This window comes from Antarcticibacterium sp. 1MA-6-2, assembly GCF_021535135.1.
Lineage (GTDB): Bacteria > Bacteroidota > Bacteroidia > Flavobacteriales > Flavobacteriaceae > Gillisia.
Window position 1 is genome coordinate 861,453 of the sequence record NZ_CP091036.1, and the last position, 13,942, is coordinate 875,394.

Consider the following 13,942-nt stretch of genomic DNA (forward strand, 5'->3'; position numbering starts at 1 on the left):
TTAAACCGGATTCTTTTTCACCACAGTTTCACGCCAATAAGCCTGTAACATAAGTACCACAAATATTGTCATGACCTGTATGACCATACCACCGACTATGGGAATGGCCATTGGAACCATAATATCAGAACCTTTACCTGTAGAGGTCAAGACCGGAAAAAAAGCAATAACCGTAACGGCTGTGGTCATCATTGCCGGGCGGACCCTCTTTAGACTAAGCCTCCAAAACTGCCGCACGAACTTCAGGAACCGTCTTAGGATCCTTTTCCTCAAAGATCTGGTGAATGTAAGTTCCCATAAGTACCCCGTCATCGGTGGCAATTCCAAATAAAGCTATAAAACCTACCCAGACGGCCACACTGAGATTTACCGTCCCCATTTGGAAGAGGTCTCGCATATTTACCCCTGCTACGGCAAAATCCATAAACCAGGGCTGCCCGTACAGCCAGATCATGATAAAACCTCCTGAAAGGGCTACAAAAACTCCCGAGAAATGAATAGAAGAAGCTATGACAGTTTTAAATTGGAAGTACAGCAACATAAAAATGATGATCAGTGCTATTGGGATTACAATGGAAAGGCGTTTCATAGCCCGTACCTGATTCTCATAGTTCCCTGAGAACTTGTAGCTCACCCCTGAAGGTACTACCAGCTCTCCACTGTCTATTTTCTTCTCGATCATCTCCTGTGCATCATTTACCACATCAACTTCGGCATAATCGTCTCTTTTATCGAAAAGAACATAACCAGTCAGGAAAGTATCTTCACTCTTGATCATTTGAGGACCCCTCACGTAATTCAGGTCCGCCAGATTGCCTAAAGGAATTTGTGCTCCACTACTGGTAGGAATCAGAATGTTTTTAATGCTGGCGGGATCATCGCGGAGCTCCCTGGGGTAGCGCACCCTCACCGGAAACCGTTGCCTGCCTTCGACGGTAGAAGTGATCTGCATTCCGCCTACAGCGGTTTCTATTGTCTGTTGCACATCTTCAATGCTTAAACCATAACGTGCAATGGCATCACGATCTATATCAATTTCCAAATAAGGTTTTCCCACGATCCTGTCGGCAAACACAGCTTCAGCCTTAACTGAAGGAACAGTTTTAAGGATCGTTTCCAGTTCCATTCCAAATTCCTGAATGGTTTGCAAATCGGGTCCATAAACCTTTATTCCCATAGGAGCCCGCATTCCAGTTTGCAACATCACCAGTCGCGTCTCAATAGGCTGTAATTTGGGTGCAGATGTGACTCCGGGCAGTTGAGTGGCATTTACTATTTCAGTCCAAATGTCATCTGGACTCTCTATATGCTCCCTCCAGTTCCTGAAGTAAGTTCCGTCTTCATCCAAAACCAGATCTTCTGCAGTATATCCCTGCTCTAGAACCTCTTCATTGGTCAGAGTATCTCCTGATTTTAAAATAAACCTGTTCTCCTCGTCTACCTTAAAACTCAGCCGCTCTCCCTCCTGAGAAAGAGCATATTCGGGCCTGTAATTAATGATATTCTCATACATAGAAATAGGGGCCGGATCAATGGCTGTTTCTGCCCTTCCAAGTTTTCCTACCACCATTTCAATTTCGGGAATAGCTGCCACGGCCATATCCAATTGCTGCAGGGTTTCCTTGCTCTCCTCAAATCCCGCATGTGGCATTGAAGTGGGCATCAGCAGAAAGCTACCTTCATTGAGCGAAGGCATAAACTCCTTGCCAACTCCTGGAAAACTGTGAGTCAGGCCAGACCAGACAGAAGTGGTCCTGATATTCGCGCCAACTTTGTCAAAACCATTGGCGACAAAGCCAAAAATACTGCCAAACCCGAACCAGATCACGATTCCTAATAAAACTGTCACAATTGGAAGTATGAAAAATTTTCCCTTATTGGCAAGACACCATTTAAGTATCGGTTCATAGAATTTCACCATGGACATTAAGGAGGCCAACACAATACCTAAAAGTACAATAACAAAAATGTAACTTGAGAACAGAGAATTTTTATATCCCAAGGGCAACCATTCCTCAGCAAGAAGGAATAAAGTAACAGCCAGAATAATGAATAACATTATCTCATTTGAGTACCTCCCTAAAAATTGTGGGTTTTTATCCTCAACCAGTTTCAGAATACCAATTACAGTAAGGGCAAGAGCGAGCCAGAAATTAAAGTAGATAGACAGGAACAATCCAGCAACGATCAGGGTACCATTCCATATCTTCGCTATTTTGCCTCTCTCTGTTCTTAAGGAGAACATAAAATAGGTAAGAGTTGGCAGCACCACGAATCCGAGAACAAATGATGCCGTCAAAGCGAAGGTCTTCGTAAAGGCAAGAGGCCTGAAAAGTTTTCCTTCAGCGTTTTCCATAAAAAATATAGGAAGGAAACTTACTATGGTTGTGGCCAGAGCAGTAAAAACAGCGGGGCCCACTTCTGTAGTAGCATTCTGAATTACCAGCAGAAGTTTTTTCCCTTTGGCACCTTTGTTTTCATCCATTTCCAGATGCCGAATGGTATTTTCGACAAAGACGATTCCAACATCGATCATCACCCCAATGGAAATCGCTATTCCTGAAAGTGCCACTACGTTGGCATCTACTCCAAAATACCGCATTACAATAAAGGTCATCAGCACCGCAATGGGAAGTAAACTCGAAATTAAAATTGATGCTCTTAAATTAAGTACCAGCACCACAATCACAATGATACTAATTAATATCTCGTGGGAAAGTGCCGTCTCCAAAGTTTGGAGAGTTTCATTTATAAGCCCAGTACGATCATAAAAAGGGACTACGGTCAATTGGCTAATGGTACCATCTGCCAGTGTTTTTTTCGGCATTCCGGGGGCGATCTCCTCAATTTTGTCTTTGACGTTTTCAATGACTTCTTTGGGGTTGGAACCGTACCTGGCCAATACTACGCCCCCGACTACCTCGGCACCACCTTTGTCCAGCATTCCACGCCTTTGGGCAGGCCCAAGAGTTACAACCGCCAAATCCTTGATCAGGACAGGCACGTTATCAACTTCGGCAACTACGGTATTCTCTATATCTTCTATAGACTCTATAAATCCAAGGCCGCGTACAAGATATTCCACCTTATTTATCTCCAGGGTTTTGGCCCCAATATCGCGGTTGGAATTTTTGACGGCCATCATTACCATATCAATTCCAATATTGTAGGCTTTCAAAGCATCAGGATTGACGTCGATCTGATATTCCTGCACAAATCCCCCTGCCGAGGCCACTTCAGAAACGCCCTGTACCCCGCTCAGACCTAATTTTACATAATAGTCCTGAACCTTTCTTATCTCGTGCAGGTCCCATCCTCCAGTAACGTTACAGCTGAGTCGCGTCCTTCAAGAGTGTACCAATAAACCTGTCCTAAACCTGTGGCATCGGGACCCAAAGTCGGGGTAACCCCGTCGGGAAGTAATTCTGGCGGAAGGGAGTTGAGTTTCTCCAGTACCCGTGTGCGCGACCAGTAAAAATCCACATCTTCTTCAAAAATGATGGCGATACTGGAAAACCCGAACATAGAGGTACTGCGGATGGATTTGACCCCAGAAATTCCCAAAAGAGAAGACGTCAAAGGATACGTAATCTGGTCTTCTATATCCTGTGGAGATCGGCCGGGCCAGTCGGTAAAAACTATTTGCTGATTTTCCCCAATATCAGGGATGGCATCAACAGGTACCGGATCACTGGGAAGAAACCCTGTGTTCCAGTCAAAGGGTGCGGTAACAAGCCCCCAGGCTGTCATCGCTATTAACAATAGGATGGTTACCAGCCTATTGTGCAAAAAATATTTAATTATTCTATTGAACATTATTTTGATTATTTACAATTAGGATCATAAATGAATTTTCCGGCCCGCTATAAAGTCCTGAGACTGTACAGAAGCCGTTATCTATGAGAATTGCAAAAGATCAAATAAGGAAGACCTGGTCAAGGATCTGAATATCCGTGACCAGAATAGGGGGAGTGTAATGTTTAAACGGCACCACCTGCTGTGGCAGCCCTTCAAAAAGATTAAGATAAGAGTAGGTAAAACTGTTGAGGAACAGCTGTTGATCAAAACTAAGGGAATCAAAGGAGACTTTTAATTCGTCCTGCCCTTCCACCGCAGTGGTCTGATCGCTGCAACACGGATCCACTTCAAGGGAGCAGCTATCTCCGTCAGAATGGGAGTGCATTTCCATGCCACAGCTTTCCGCTTCCGAGAAGATTGCAAGATCCATCAGCATTTTTCCACAAAAGTGCTTGTCAACTGTAAACGAAGTAGTTGAAGCAAACACCAGAATGGCCATACTAAAGGAAACAATATTGTGAAACGCCTTTTTCATGAAGCACAAAGTTAAAAATTTTTATTTATTATAAGTGCTTCATTTCTTTCACTTTCATGGAAAAAACATTAAAACTTTTGAATTGCAAAGACTGAAAGTGATGTGTAGTAGTTTTGGTTAAAATAAAAGTGAACAACGCAGGAAAATCAGACGCAACTAACCCAATTTTGACTCTTATATAACATTTCTCGATAATTCTCGATGGATCCTAAAATAATTGGGTAGAGGTAAAATAAAAAGAAGGACAATAACATAAAAGATACTGCTCGAATCTCAAAGAATGTTTTTAGCTTCAAATGAATCTTAAGCTGCCATTTTTCCACAGTTTTCCGCACATTGTCTGCACTTCTCTGCACATTGTTGGCATACTTCGCTATCAAATTTGGCACATTGATCGGCACAGGCTTTACAAAGATCGGCGCAAATGGCGCAAACACGGCTTGATTAATCGGACTGGCTGGCTAGTAATTGCACACAGACCGTACATAGAGCAATACATTTTAAGCAAAACTGATGGCACTTTTTCCTATCCGGTTCCCATAGGTGCTGGTCCAAATAATTAGTGAAGCGGTAATACTATCGTTTCAAACATCATTACATTTCTAATTTTGAATTTAATGGTTCAATAATTAGGTCGGTTTTAATGGATTTCCCCGCTTACAGGGGAGCGGGGAACATTGGTTTTAAATAAGCCGTGCCTTTCCTATAAATTAAGCTTTTCCTATTCCGGCTTCAAACAGTTTTTCTTTTGTGATGGCATTGCCTTTGCAGCAATCCAGTAATTTTCCATCTACTGCAATTGCTTGTAATTTCTTGATCCCATATTCATTTATCTTGGAAACACAGGACTTATCATCACACTGTTTCACCAAATCATAAGTGGTGAGCTCGCAATTATCACAAGCGAGATCTTTCACCATTTTCACAACCGGATCACATACCGGACAATTTGCCGTAAATATTTCTATTTGACGTTTCATCTTTTTAAGTTTTAATTATTAAACAATTTTTATATTCTATTAATAATAGAAGAATCTAAAGGTAAGGGAGACCCCGGGGTGGTCTCCAACTGAAATTCTAAAAAAATTGAGGAATTTTTTTAGTAAGGTAAAATGAGATTAGGGGCAACAAGCTAATGCCTAAAAAAGGAGATAATCTTATTTGTAGATAGGGTATTATGGGCATTGTTTCTTTATATTCCCATAGCTCCAGAATTAAAGCAGTTTTTTCTGCCAGGACAGAAAGAAGAAAATTAATTTTCCTTACTCATTCTTTTGGCTATTCCCGTCTATTCTCCTCCGTAAATCGGCTATTTCACTCATTTTGGAAGTAAGGGTATCCAATTCTAAATCGGGGAATTGTTTTCTTATAAATTCAATGCGATCTTCATTTCCACAATCTCCAGGGCAGGCATCAACGGTTTCAGAAATTTTTATGGCCAGGGCTTTCCGGTAGGTTTCATCCAACAATAAAAAGTGGGCCTTATCCAGTCCCTTTTGTGCCGCCTTAAACTGAATGAGGATCTTCTCGGGGTTGATATCTTCATCAAGCATTTTTATGAGACCTTTTATTTGTCCATTGATGCTCTGTAGCCTGGTTTTGATGTCTTTACTTAAATCTCGTGGTATCATTTTGTTTAATTTTTTCAAATTTAAAACGTGCCCTGGGGTGGTCACCAAATTTTAAAAGATAATTTAACAGCAGCTTTTATTCTCCTGAATAGGAGGACAAGCAACAGAGCCATAAGAACAGAATATACAACAATCACCCTCTTTGGGTTTTAAAACTTCTTTACATTGCCCGCATTCATAAAAAAATTGGCAGGCATCTGTTGGCATTTCTTCCTGCTTGGAGTGGCCGCAATTAGGGCAAGTGATTTTTGACTGAGTGATAAATGAATTCATTTTTTTATTATTTTTAGTTAATCATACCATATATACAACATCTGAACTTGATGAAGGATAGGTTAGGATCATAGTTTTTAGATCTTTGGAAGTAAATCCCGCTTTTATAGCCAGGGCAAATAGATTTATTACTTCCTCGGCATGTGGGCCAATAAGATGTGCTCCCAAAATTTTTCCGGTTTCTTTCTCAACGAGTGTTTTATAGGCATAGGTTTTCTCGTTGATCCTTTTTGCGGTAAACCAGTCGGGAACACGATCCTTGTTCACCTTAAAGTCCAGACCTTTTTTAGTGGCTTCTTTTTCAGAAAGTCCTACCGAAGCCATTGTGGGCAGCGTAAAAACAACGGTGGGAATTGCGGTGTAATCTGGTTTCTTAGTGTTGCCTTTTAAAATATTGGATGCTACAATATGTGCTTCCATAACGGCAACTAAGTGTAAGGGGAATACCATCTGTATCTGCTGCATCCCCGGCAGCATAGACATTTGGATTGGTGGTGCTTTGCAAATATTCATTCACTTCAACTCCTTTTTTACCAAAGGCGATATTTGCTTTCTTGAGGTCCAAATCAAAAATGGCAGGAGGCCTTCCGGCAGAATTGATCACCTGCGCAGCCTCCCATATTTTTTCCCCACTTTCACCTTTTCCGGTTACGCGAAAAGCCCCATTCGCCTCTTCAATCGCCGTAACATTGGTGTTCAGAATTAATTGTATGTCTAACTTTTTGGTAGCTTCAGTTAATTGATCTACTATAAAAGGATCAAAATTCTCCAGTGGCCTTTTCCCCCTGTGAATTATTGTCACTTTACTGCCAAAACGGGCAGCCATATGTGCAAACTCAAAAGCGATGTACCCACCGCCAATAAACAGCAAAGAGGATGGCAGGGTTTTGAAATTAAGAAAATCTGTACTACTAATAGTATACTCCTCACCCGGGAGATCCAGCTTTCTCGGTTTTGCACCCGTAGCTATTATGATCTTCCCGGCTTCTATAGTTTCTTTTCCTACCTGCAATTGAGTTTCAGAAATAAATTTTGCTGATTCATGAAAGGTATCAATTTCGTTTTTTTCGTAAGCTTTTTCAATTTTAGACGGCATAGCATCCACAAAATCCTGTTTGAATTTCATTGCTTCCTGCCAGAAAATAGCTGGTACTTCAGAAATTTGCTTCTCGTATAAATTATCAGCCAAGTGTTTTGCTTCAGTAGGGCCGAGTATGATCTTTTTTGGGTCACATCCACGAAGGGCACAGGTACCACCATAGGGTAATTCATCTGTTATTCCTACCCTCAGACCTCTAGAAGCACATTTATTGGCAATAGTCATTCCTGCCATTCCGGAACCTATTACAAATACATCATACTTTTTCATGTGTTTATATTTTGGCACAAACCTAGGGAATTCAGCACAGGTTTTTAATCATTCCTCTGAATGTTGACTTTTTTGCGCCCAGCATCATGCTGGTTTCATCTCACTTTTTTAGGTCACTTATCTACTACCTTATAATAAGTACTGCTTATGGCAGTAATAATTGCAGCCCTATTTACTTTTGTTTTGTCATATTCAACTACCGTATTGGCATTTTCATAACTGGCATTGACCGAAATAATGCCATTGAGTTTACTTACCTTACCTTCCACAGGTGCTTCACATCCTGCGCAGGTCATTCCTTCTACAACAAATACCTCCTTAACAATATTTGATTGTGAGACATAGACTATTTCTTTTTTGGGTTGGCTGTAAAATACCTCGGAGTAATTTGGAAAAGCCAGCATGAGGCCTGCAAATAATGTTACACCTAATAAAAACTTCTTTGTCTGCAAAAAAGATTGTTTTTCATCTTCTGCACATCCGCAGTCGCTTTCAGCTTCTTTTCGGGACCTCAACTTTCGATACCAGGCCAGGCCCAGGATTAAAACCGTGAGAGCAATTAAATAAGGCCGGAAAGGTTCCATCCACGAGAAGGTAGTTGCCATGCCACTTGTACCTGCTACGAGGGCAAGAACTGGTGCAATACAGCATAAAGAAGCCGCTATAGCTGCTACTACTCCGCCAAAAGCAGCTTTATTGTATTTATTTTGGGATGTATCCATTTTAAGCGGATTTTTTTAATGATTTAATTGAAGTGAAGATGTTATTCAAAATCTGAGTTTCAGATTTTACCAGCGAATAATACAAAGTTTGTCCCTCCCTTCTGGAAGCAATAAAGCCCGCATCCTTCATTTTCCGGATATGTTGTGAAATCGCTAAGCATACTCATTTTCAAAATGTCTGCTATATCACAGGGGCATAATTCATTCTCCATATTTAAAAGGAAGAGAATCTTCAAACGCACATCATTACCACAATAGACAAGAGTTTAGTCATTTGCCGGAAACCGTTGTCCAAATTTCCAATTGTGGCTTGACAATTTAAAAGCTGTGCATGGTTAGCTTCAGCACGTGTACAGGTAATTTCAAGTTTCATAAGTTGTTTTAAGGCTGTTAATATAAAATTTATTTCTTATTTAAGCAAATTATTAAATATGGATGAAAAGAATACTTAATACATTTACCTTTGTCCAATAAATTTTTTCCGGGACACTGTTTCGGGAAAACTACTCATAAGTCCTGCCTATTTAAATTCTTAGAAATTCATCAAAAGAAAACCGCAAAGTCTCTCTCTTTTTTTGAAGTTCATTTTTTGCAATCCAATTGCAAGTTTTTTTTTATTACTTTTGTGCCCATATGAAAATATTAGCAACCACTTTTTTGTCCTTCATTTTCTTGTTCCAATCTTCGGGACCAGTAATGGATTGGTGTTGTGAGTTACTAAAAATACCAAATCTTGTTGAGCACTATAATGAACAAACAGCAGGTAGCGGTATTGGCTTTATTGAATTTCTAGACTACCACTACGGAGATCAGAAAAATTTGAATAGACACCAGGACGATGGACATGACGGCGAACTCCCCTTACAGGGCCATCATGTATGTTCTCATGGATTTTCGTTTGTTAACTCAGATACTTTTGAGCTAGCTGTAATTGAACCTTTAGAGGATCAAAGTATAAGTGTTTTTTACCAGCCCCCGTTTTCTTCTGCCGCCCTAGGCGGAATTTTTCAACCTCCCCAAGTTTAATTTCCTTTATTTATAGGATACTTATATCCTAATGTCATTGATCACTTCAATGGCTTACCCTCTTTTTTATAACTGAATTAAACTTTTTTACATGATTAATAAGATCATTGGATTTTCTATAAACAACAAGTTTATAGTGGGTCTACTTACATTGGCTCTAATTGGAGCCGGAATCTGGTCTATGATGACCGTGAACCTAGGTTCGGTTCCTGATATTACAAATAACCAGGTACAGGTTATTACCCAATCTCCCAGCTTAGGTACTGAAGATATTGAACAATTTGTCACCTATCCCGTCGAGTTGGCTATGGGAAACCTTCCCGGGGTAATAGAATTAAGGTCCGTTTCCCGCTTCGGACTCTCCGTTGTAACCATTGTTTTTGAAGATGACATGGGCACCTATTTGCCCCGGCAACTGGTTCAGGAAAAATTGACCGAGCTGCAGGAAACCATTCCGGAAAATTTTGGCAGCCCCACTATGGGACCAATTTCTACTAGTTTGGGACAGATATATGAATATACCGTTCAGCCGCTACCAGATTATGAAGAGGAGTATACTCCTACGGAGCTTCGAAGCATTCAGGATTGGATAATCAAGAGACAGTTAACCTTGCTGGAAGGTGTCGTGGAAGTGAATTCATTTGGTGGATACATCAAGCAGTACGAAGTAGCTATTAGCCCTGAGAAATTAAATGCGCTGGATGTAAGCATCTCCCAGGTATATGAGGCCCTGGCCCGGAATAATGTAAATACTTACGGAGCCTATATAGAAAAAAACAAAATGTCCAACTTCATTCGTGGAGAAGGCCTTATCCAGTCTTTAGATGACATCAGGAAAATAGTTGTCACCAATGAAAATGGCACTCCTGTTACCATTGGGGATATAGCCGAAGAAGTGGGTTTTGGAAGTCAGGTGCGTTATGGTGCTTTTACCCAGGATGGAGAAGAAGCCGTAGGAGGTATTATTATGATGTTGAAAGGTTCCAATCCTAATGCAGTGATACAGAGGGTCCAGGAAAGGATGGCGGAGGTAGAAAGCTCCTTGCCGGAAGGTCTTGAAATAAGACCTATCATTGACCAAAGTGCCCTTATTGGCAGAACTACTGATACTGTAACTAAAAACCTGCTGGAAGGTGCTTTGATCGTAATCTTTGCATTGGTATTCCTGTTGGGGAGTTTGCGTGGAGGTTTAATTACTGCAACCACCATTCCTCTTTCTTTACTGTTTGCATTTATCCTAATGAAACAGTTTGGGGTTTGGGCAAACTTAATGAGTTTGGGTGCCATTGACTTCGGGATAATCATTGACGGTGCGGTTATTATCATAGAAGGTGCCGTTTATGAAATCCATAAAAGGGTTAAAGCCGGAAAAGTTAAATTTAATCAGGCTGTCATGGACGAGGTAGCTTACGACTCTGGAAGCACTATGATGGGCTCGGCCTTTTTCGGCCAGGTTATCATTCTTATTGTGTTTGCGCCCATCCTGTTCCTAACAGGAGTGGAAGGAAAAATGTTCAAGCCCATGGCCTACACCTTCGGGTTTGCAATGATAGGTGCCATCATCTTGTGCCTCACCTACGTACCTATGATGACTGCATTGTTTATGAAGCCAATTCAAAACAAGAAAAACTGGTATGGCAAGTTAGAACGCTGGCTGGAAAAAGTTAGTGATAAAATTATTGGTGGTATCCATCGGGCCTACCTTCCGCTCTTAAAAGCGTCCCTTCGCCTCAAAGCTGCGGTTATCATAGGATCTATCGTTTTATTGGGGGCTGCAGGTTACATTTTTTCCACGATGGGGGGAGAATTTATTCCGCAGCTTGATGAAGGGGACATTGCCATGCAAGCTTTAATTCGTCCAGGTAGTTCATTAAATGAATCTATTGAAGTCTCTAAAAAAATTGAGACCTTACTGTTGGACAACTTCCCGGAAATAGAAACAGCAACAGCCCGAATTGGGGTGGCCGATATTCCTACCGATCCCATGCCGATGGATATAGCAGATATGTACATAATTCTCGAAAAAGACAGGGACAAATGGGTATCTGCTGATAGCAAAGAAGAACTTATTGAACAAATCAGGGACCTGCTGGACAAGCATCTCACAGGTGTCAATCTGGTTTTTACCCAGCCTATAGAGCTTAGATTTAATGAGCTTTTGGAAGGGGTAAGAGAAGATATTGCGGTAAAACTCTATGGGGAGGATTTAGAAGTTCTTTCTACTAAAGTCCAGGAAATGGCAGAGATTATTCAAACCGTACCCGGAACAGGAGATGTAAATGCAGAGAGAACTTCTGGTCTCCCACAAATGACGGTACGCTATAATCGGGACAAGTTAGCACAGTATGGACTGGAAATCGAAAAAATAAATGAATATATAAATACCGCTTTTGCAGGTGGAGTAGCCGGGGTTGTTTTTGAAGGAGAAAGGCGTTTCGATTTGGTAGTGCGCTTTGATGAAGAGCACCGACAGAGTATTGAAGATATACGGACCTTATACATTGATCTGCCTAATGGTACCCAGGTTCCAATTAATGAAGTAGCCGATATAAGTTATATACCAGGACCGATGCAAATTTCCAGGGACGACACCTATCGAAGAACATACGTTGGGGTAAATGTGAGGGGCCGTGACGTAGAGTCGGTGGTCAATGACATCCAGGCAAAACTGGATGCCGAACTGGATTTACCCCCGGGATACTACATTGAATACGGGGGGGAATTTGAGAACCTTCAAAGTGCCAAAGACCGCCTGGTTATAGTGGTGCCAATCGCCTTATTCCTGATTTTTGTACTACTTTATTTTGCACTTGGATCTTTTTCGCAATCTATCATGATCTATATGGCCATTCCATTAGCGGCCATTGGGGGTATTTTCGCCCTCTGGCTCCGGGACATGCCGTTCAGTATTTCGGCAGGTGTAGGCTTTATCGTGCTCTTTGGAGTGGCAGTTCTTAATGGGCTGGTGCTGGTGAACCGTTTCAATTCCTTGAAAGAAGAAGGCGTAACCAGTATCAAAGACCGGATTTTTATGGGTACCAAGGAACGAATTAGGCCGATTATGCTTACAGCGGTAACAGATATTTTAGGGTTCATGCCTATGGCATTTTCCACATCAGCAGGAGCAGAGGTACAGCAGCCATTAGCTACAGTAGTAATTGGAGGAATGCTTACAGCTACCCTTCTCACCCTTGTGGTGTTGCCAGTCCTTTATACTTTAATAGAAAATATGAAAAATAAAAGAAATAATGATAATGGGTTTGCTCCGGTTCCAGCTATTTTAGTGGTCTTGCTTTCCATTGGAGGCTTAATTGGTTTTAGCACCCCTGCACAGGCACAGGAAAACAATTCTTTACAGGAAAATTTTCCGGCTCAGACTGAGACAATTGTCCAACAGGATTCTTTGTCAAGCCTCTCGTTAGAAGAGGCCAAAAAACTTGCTATAGAAGCTTTTCCGAGAATAAGAGCCGCTGCCCTGGAGATAGAAAGCCAGCAGGCTTTAAAGAAAACAGCCTGGGACCTGGGAAATACGCAAATATTTACCGGGGCGGAAGAAATTAACAACGGTTCGGGTAATGCTGACCTTGGGGTTTATACACAAATCGGGGTTCAGCAGCAGAATATCGACATCTTCGGGATTGCCCCTCGCCTGAGGTTGCAGAAAGAAAGAGTGGCCCTTGCTAAAGAAGCCCTTGATCTTTCCATTCTTGAAGTAGAGCTGGAGGTAAGTCAGGCCTGGGCTTCGGTGTATGCTGCTAAAAATGAATATGAAACATTGAGGAGTCTGGATTCAGCCTTTACCGATATTGAAAGGGCTGCACAGATCAGGCTGGAAACCGAGACTATTTCCAGGCTAGAATACCTGGCTACAGTAAACCAGGGCAATGAGGTTGAAATACAAAAAGAGCAGGCATATCGGGATTATTTAAGTGCCCTGCAGCGATTCAACCTGTGGTTTGCCAGTGACACACTTTATACGGTACCTAATGTTCCTGCCGATCAGTTTGATGAGCCCATAAGTGAATTACTGCAACCCCTTGGGAATCATCCCCTGCTCAATGTGTATGAGCAACGGGTAGAGGTGGCTGATGCAACTATAAGGGAAAGGCGATCGCAGTTTCTTCCGAAATTTCAGGCGCAGTACGGTAGACAAAAAATCGACGGGCAGACAGGCTTCTACCAGTATCAGGTTGGCATCAGCATTCCTTTGTTCTTTGGACCCGAGCTGGGGAGGACACAATCTGCCAGGATAGACAGGGAAATAGCTGAGGCAAATTTACAGCAAACGCAGTTTGAGCTAAAGACAGCTTATGCTGAGGCACGCGAAGAATACCTGAAGTGGCTTAATTCCTGGACATATTATCAGGAAGAAGCGCTCCCATTAGCCATAGAGCAACGGACAGGAGCCATTATCGCTTATCGGGAGGGAGCTATTGACTATGTGACTTTCCTGCAAAACATCCGGGATGCTGTACGGATAGAAGTAAATGCCTGGGACGCATTGGGCAATTATCTCGACAGCCGCTCTCAACTCGAATATTATATAAATACTTCGGAATAAAACAATTAATTAATAGACAAAGATATA

9 protein-coding genes and 2 pseudogenes are annotated in these 13,942 nt (G+C 41.7%); 2 read left to right on the top strand and 9 right to left on the bottom strand.

Translation table 11 applies throughout. The annotated features are described in order from the left end of the window. The 9 genes and pseudogenes from LZ575_RS04395 to LZ575_RS04430 form a co-directional block, all read right to left on the bottom strand. Nucleotides 1-3,816: pseudogene (locus tag LZ575_RS04395) on the bottom strand (efflux RND transporter permease subunit). A gap of 100 nt (nucleotides 3,817-3,916) precedes the next feature. Further along, nucleotides 3,917-4,333, bottom strand: a complete 417-nt coding sequence (locus LZ575_RS04400; RefSeq protein ID WP_235329264.1) for an HYC_CC_PP family protein — start codon at nucleotides 4,331-4,333, stop codon at nucleotides 3,917-3,919. Between the two features lie 710 nt (nucleotides 4,334-5,043). Further along, complete coding sequence (locus LZ575_RS04405; protein ID WP_235329266.1) at nucleotides 5,044-5,313, bottom strand: glutaredoxin; 270 nt, start codon at nucleotides 5,311-5,313, stop codon at nucleotides 5,044-5,046. Between the two features lie 282 nt (nucleotides 5,314-5,595). Then, entirely contained in the window at nucleotides 5,596-5,964 is a 369-nt protein-coding gene (locus LZ575_RS04410; RefSeq protein ID WP_235329268.1) for a metal-sensitive transcriptional regulator, read from the bottom strand. A 63-nt stretch (nucleotides 5,965-6,027) separates the two neighbouring features. Beyond that, the gene (locus LZ575_RS04415; RefSeq protein WP_235329277.1) at nucleotides 6,028-6,237 is read right to left on the bottom strand and encodes a GDCCVxC domain-containing (seleno)protein; all 210 of its coding nucleotides are present in this window, start codon (nucleotides 6,235-6,237) and stop codon (nucleotides 6,028-6,030) included. A 21-nt stretch (nucleotides 6,238-6,258) separates the two neighbouring features. After that, the gene (locus tag LZ575_RS23260) at nucleotides 6,259-6,657 is read right to left on the bottom strand and encodes a hypothetical protein (RefSeq protein ID WP_311195970.1); all 399 of its coding nucleotides are present in this window, start codon (nucleotides 6,655-6,657) and stop codon (nucleotides 6,259-6,261) included. Beyond that, nucleotides 6,611-7,606, bottom strand: a complete 996-nt coding sequence (locus LZ575_RS04420) for an NAD(P)/FAD-dependent oxidoreductase (RefSeq protein ID WP_311195971.1) — start codon at nucleotides 7,604-7,606, stop codon at nucleotides 6,611-6,613. Before LZ575_RS04420 ends, LZ575_RS23260 begins: the two co-directional genes overlap by 47 nt. Before the next feature lie 113 nt (nucleotides 7,607-7,719). Continuing rightward, entirely contained in the window at nucleotides 7,720-8,328 is a 609-nt protein-coding gene (gene merTP / locus LZ575_RS04425) for a mercuric transport protein MerTP (RefSeq protein WP_235329279.1), read from the bottom strand. 1 nt (nucleotide 8,329) lies between these two features. Beyond that, nucleotides 8,330-8,701 (bottom strand): annotated as a pseudogene (locus LZ575_RS04430) (ArsR/SmtB family transcription factor). A 260-nt stretch (nucleotides 8,702-8,961) separates the two neighbouring features. Here LZ575_RS04430 and LZ575_RS04435 point away from each other — a divergent pair. After that, nucleotides 8,962-9,354 carry a hypothetical protein gene (locus LZ575_RS04435; RefSeq protein WP_235329281.1) on the top strand — a complete coding sequence of 131 codons (393 nt, stop codon included), beginning with the start codon at nucleotides 8,962-8,964 and terminating at the stop codon, nucleotides 9,352-9,354. 91 nt (nucleotides 9,355-9,445) lie between these two features. Beyond that, the gene (locus LZ575_RS04440; protein ID WP_235329283.1) at nucleotides 9,446-13,915 is read left to right on the top strand and encodes a CusA/CzcA family heavy metal efflux RND transporter; all 4,470 of its coding nucleotides are present in this window, start codon (nucleotides 9,446-9,448) and stop codon (nucleotides 13,913-13,915) included. Nucleotides 13,916-13,942 lie beyond the last annotated feature (27 nt).

Excerpts from the sequence above, each read along its gene's own strand:
- LZ575_RS04440 (WP_235329283.1), top strand. The coding sequence starts at position 9,446 with ATGATTAATAAGATCATTGGATTTTCTATAAACAACAAGTTTATAGTG.
- LZ575_RS04420 (WP_311195971.1), bottom strand. The coding sequence starts at position 7,606 with ATGAAAAAGTATGATGTATTTGTAATAGGTTCCGGAATGGCAGGAATG.
- LZ575_RS04405 (WP_235329266.1), bottom strand. The coding sequence starts at position 5,313 with ATGAAACGTCAAATAGAAATATTTACGGCAAATTGTCCGGTATGTGAT.
- LZ575_RS04410 (WP_235329268.1), bottom strand. The coding sequence starts at position 5,964 with ATGATACCACGAGATTTAAGTAAAGACATCAAAACCAGGCTACAGAGC.
- LZ575_RS23260 (WP_311195970.1), bottom strand. The coding sequence starts at position 6,657 with ATGGAAGCACATATTGTAGCATCCAATATTTTAAAAGGCAACACTAAG.
- merTP (WP_235329279.1), bottom strand. The coding sequence starts at position 8,328 with ATGGATACATCCCAAAATAAATACAATAAAGCTGCTTTTGGCGGAGTA.
- LZ575_RS04435 (WP_235329281.1), top strand. The coding sequence starts at position 8,962 with ATGAAAATATTAGCAACCACTTTTTTGTCCTTCATTTTCTTGTTCCAA.
- LZ575_RS04400 (WP_235329264.1), bottom strand. The coding sequence starts at position 4,333 with ATGAAAAAGGCGTTTCACAATATTGTTTCCTTTAGTATGGCCATTCTG.
- LZ575_RS04415 (WP_235329277.1), bottom strand. The coding sequence starts at position 6,237 with ATGAATTCATTTATCACTCAGTCAAAAATCACTTGCCCTAATTGCGGC.